This is a genomic window from Mesorhizobium sp. M7A.F.Ca.CA.002.04.1.1 (assembly GCF_004022805.1).
Classification (GTDB): Bacteria; Pseudomonadota; Alphaproteobacteria; order Rhizobiales; family Rhizobiaceae; genus Mesorhizobium; species Mesorhizobium ciceri.
The window spans coordinates 1-3416 of record NZ_RZPL01000628.1 but is presented as its reverse complement, the minus strand read 5'-3'; the positions used below and the strand labels follow the sequence as shown (position 1 = coordinate 3416).

Annotated in this window: 3 protein-coding genes; all 3 read right to left on the bottom strand. The window is 62.1% G+C overall.

The annotated features are described in order from the left end of the window. Nucleotides 1-278: 278 nt before the first annotated feature. A complete protein-coding gene (locus ENZ75_RS25635; protein ID WP_063169241.1) occupies nucleotides 279-1280 on the bottom strand; it encodes a zincin-like metallopeptidase domain-containing protein in 1002 nt (333 codons plus the stop codon). 732 nt (nucleotides 1281-2012) lie between these two features. Further along, nucleotides 2013-2297, bottom strand: coding sequence for a thioredoxin domain-containing protein (locus ENZ75_RS35335; protein ID WP_224570942.1), 285 nt, complete (start codon nucleotides 2295-2297; stop codon nucleotides 2013-2015). A 171-nt stretch (nucleotides 2298-2468) separates the two neighbouring features. Further along, on the bottom strand, nucleotides 2469-3416 hold a 948-nt coding region (locus ENZ75_RS25625), incomplete at its 5' end, for a cation:dicarboxylase symporter family transporter (protein WP_128278411.1).

Genomic DNA, 3416 nt, shown 5'->3' with positions numbered 1-3416 from the left:
CCTGCTGGTCACCACCGAAGCCATGATCGCGGAGGCTCCGAAGAAGGAGTCGGCTGGCGGCGGCATGCCTGGCGGCATGGGCGGCGGCGGCATGGGCGGCATGGGCGGCATGGATTTCTAATCCAGCTCTGGCAGCTTTCGCAACGAGAGGGCGGCATCAATGCCGCCCTCTTTTTTTGCGAACCTCGGTCCGATGAACGATCGACGCCAACGCCGGCCATCGGCGTTAGGGCAACCTCAAAAGAACTGTCGAGTTGGTTGCGCGCGGCTTTGCGTCATCAGAGGCGCAAGGCGGTCGCGTGTGAGGATTGCGCGCTCCCATAGGCGGTTTCGGCATGTGCCTCGCCTTCGACATCGACATTGCGGCCAAGCAGGAAATCGGCGGCTTTCGAGGCATGGCTTGCGGCGCGGAAGATGGCGCGGTTGTCCTCGCGCAAAACCGTCAGCCATGAGCCGATGTAGTCGGCATGGCGCACGGTCGGCTCGATGCCGAGACTGCTGCAGATGAAGGCTGATGCGATTTCGGCGACCAGTTCCTCGCGCGCATAGGTGTTGGACCCGAAGGAGCCGGACAGGTCGCGCGCGAGTCGCCTCGGGTGGCCGGTCCAGTGGCCAAGCTCGTGAAAGCAGGTCCGGTAATAGTCGATCTGGTGGAAGAAAGCCGGCTGCGGCGGCACCTGTATGGTGTCGCTGCCGGGCATGTAGAAGGCGCGCTCGCCGCCGACGCGAAAATCAGCGCCGGTTGCATGAATGAGCGCCTCGGCCTGCGGGACCATCTCGCGCTCAGGCAGAGGCTCGCCGGCGGCGTAAAGATGTTCGGGCAGATTATCGCACTGCGCGACATTGAAGACGGTGAAGCGCTTCAGGAAGGGCACCGCCTGCGGTTCGTCGCCATCGGTGTCGGCGCGTTGCTTTTCGTTCTTGGGAACAAAGCGGTCAGCGTGAACGATGGTGGTGCCGTGCTCGCCCTTCCTGACATTGCCGCCAAGCGAAAGCGCCTGCCGGAAGGTGAGCCAGTTCTGGCTGGGGAAACCGCGCTCGATGACCGCGCCCCACAGGATCAGGATATTGATGCCGGAATATCGGCGCTGGGTGGCCGCATTCCGCGGCAGGCCGAGGCCTGTCCTTGCCCTGCCCCACGGCTTGACCCATGGCACGGTGCCGCGCTCCAGTTCGGCAATGATGCGGTCGGTGATTTCCTGATAAAGGCTGGCGCCGGTGCGCCCGCCGCTGTCTGCGCCAGCCTGTCGGCTGCCGCAACGTTTGTTGTTTGCACGCATCGTGATGTCCTCCGCTCTACAATCGCGCGCCCTCCCCGGAAGCGGGGTGGGCGGCAAAAGCGACCGGAAAGGCCCGCCGTCGGAGGCGGACTGCATCAGCAGGACCGGAACGGAGTGGAGGACCCGAAAGCGACAAGCGAAGGGTTGCGGGACGCCGCGGCGGGCCTAGAAGGGAGTGCTGCCCACCCTGCGCCAGGGGGAAGGCCACAATAGAAAGACGCCGGCCGACAGGCCGGCGACCGTCAGCAGCCGAAGGCTGCCCCGCGCCAGGGGGCGATGCCGCAGGGCCAAGACCGCCTGAGCTTGCCGAAGAAAAGCGGGCTCGGTTCACGAGCACCCGGCCAGCGACTTCAGGCGCGGGCGCTCAGGATTGTTGTTGGCGCCCACGGCAGCTGGATGACCGCAACAAGATTACGAGGAGCGACAGCAAAGCCAGCTGCCACAAACGGCACGCTCCGGCAACAACAGCGTGGCCGGTCTACAGATGCTGCCCCGCACGAGAGCCAGCACGCTTTGAGCGCGCATCGGCGATGCAAGCGTTGCAAGCTGGCCATGTCCACAAGGTCGGCGACCACTATATCGCCGACCACCAACGCGGGCGTACCGTCTAAGTGCAGACCTTTCGCGAGTGCGCGGACGCGCGCATTTCATCTGCGATGGCCGGATCTTGCATTCCCGCTTGAGCTGCTCAACGTCAAGGCCTACACGCGCTGCGATCTTGAGAGTGACCCTTCAACTGGGGGAAATCATAAGGGCGCGGTGGAATTCGTCGAACTTTCCCTGTTTTCTCGAGGCGAGTGCGGCGAAGGCTGGGAATTGGGAATCCGGTCCCAGGACCGGGAACTGTTTGATCACAAGCTTCAGATTGGGCTCATGCTTGAAGGCTTTTTGGTAGTTGATATCAGCCAGTCTGCAATGCGGACAGTTGTGGTAGTCATTGAATATGACCAGAACGGCATCGCCTTGCGGGTTGCCGGCGATTGGCGAAGGAGATCGTTGTCGAATGCGCCGCTCCACTTTTGCCTGTCGGTCGACCACGCCTGCCGGTGCAGGTTCGCGCTATATTGGCTCGCCAGCAAGGCGAGGAGTAAAAGAAGAGCTGCGACAGTGATGGCAGTCGGCTTAGACATGAGTCTCCAATCCATGGACGGCGTGGCAGCAACGGCCGCCTTTTTGGTGTAAAATGGGTCAGTTTTGATCGTGCCCCGCAGTTGCTACAGGCGCACAGGTGCCGGTGCGATCTGGCGGTTTCTCAAATACGGCTTTGCGCCATCGGGTCCACCCCAATAGCTGAGCGTCGTTCGCACGGGGAATTGTGTTCACCACGCCGGGCGACTTGACCGTCCACCGCCAGAGCGCTGAACGGTCCGCTAGTGAGGCGCTCCCCGAATCGTCGTTTATCCCGCTCGCCCCGGACCGGGTGACAGCCAGCGTTGCCGCTACGCTGCGGAGAAAAACCGTCAGCGCGTGGCATTCGGACATAAGCTGATCGACGCCAAGAATAAGCCCCACGGAGGTGACCGGTGCGGCCGGAACAAGAAAGAGCGTTGCAGCCATTGTGACGAGGCCTGCACCGGTAATGCGGGTTGTTCCGTTCGAAGGGAACAATGCGACAAACAGCATGAGGATCCGGCAGCCGATCGGGAGATCAGTTTTCGTCGCTTGGGCGATGAAAAGGGCGGCGAGCATCATATTCGTGCCGTCCAGATTGAATGGAATGAGACCCACGACCGAATGCGTGGCGCCGGCCTTTTCCATCTTCTCCATGAGCGAGGCCAGCGCGGCCTCTGAGGAGGACATTGCGAGCAGCAGCTCGTCCTTGATGTATCGGACGAGAGAGAAGAGCGAGCGGCCGTTGTAGCGGCAGACCGCGCCGAACAGGATCGAGAGGAACAGGACCGAGAGGAACAAGACTTGCAGGATGTCGCCTTCCGCGAAGGCACTGGCAATCGTTGACGGGATGATGTTCATCAGGAAGCTGGTCACGGACTGCTCGTGAGCCGTGGCCACATAGCCCTTAACGGCTTCGACATCGAGCGAGGCCGGATCGATGTTGAGGCCGGCGCCAGGCTGAACGATATTCGCGACAATCAGCCCGACAAGGAGTGCTAGCGTCGAGAAGGTAAGGAAATAAAC

Bases quoted from the DNA above. Each gene is read 5' to 3' on its own strand.
- ENZ75_RS25635 (WP_063169241.1), bottom strand. From the start codon at position 1,280: ATGCGTGCAAACAACAAACGTTGCGGCAGCCGACAGGCTGGCGCAGAC.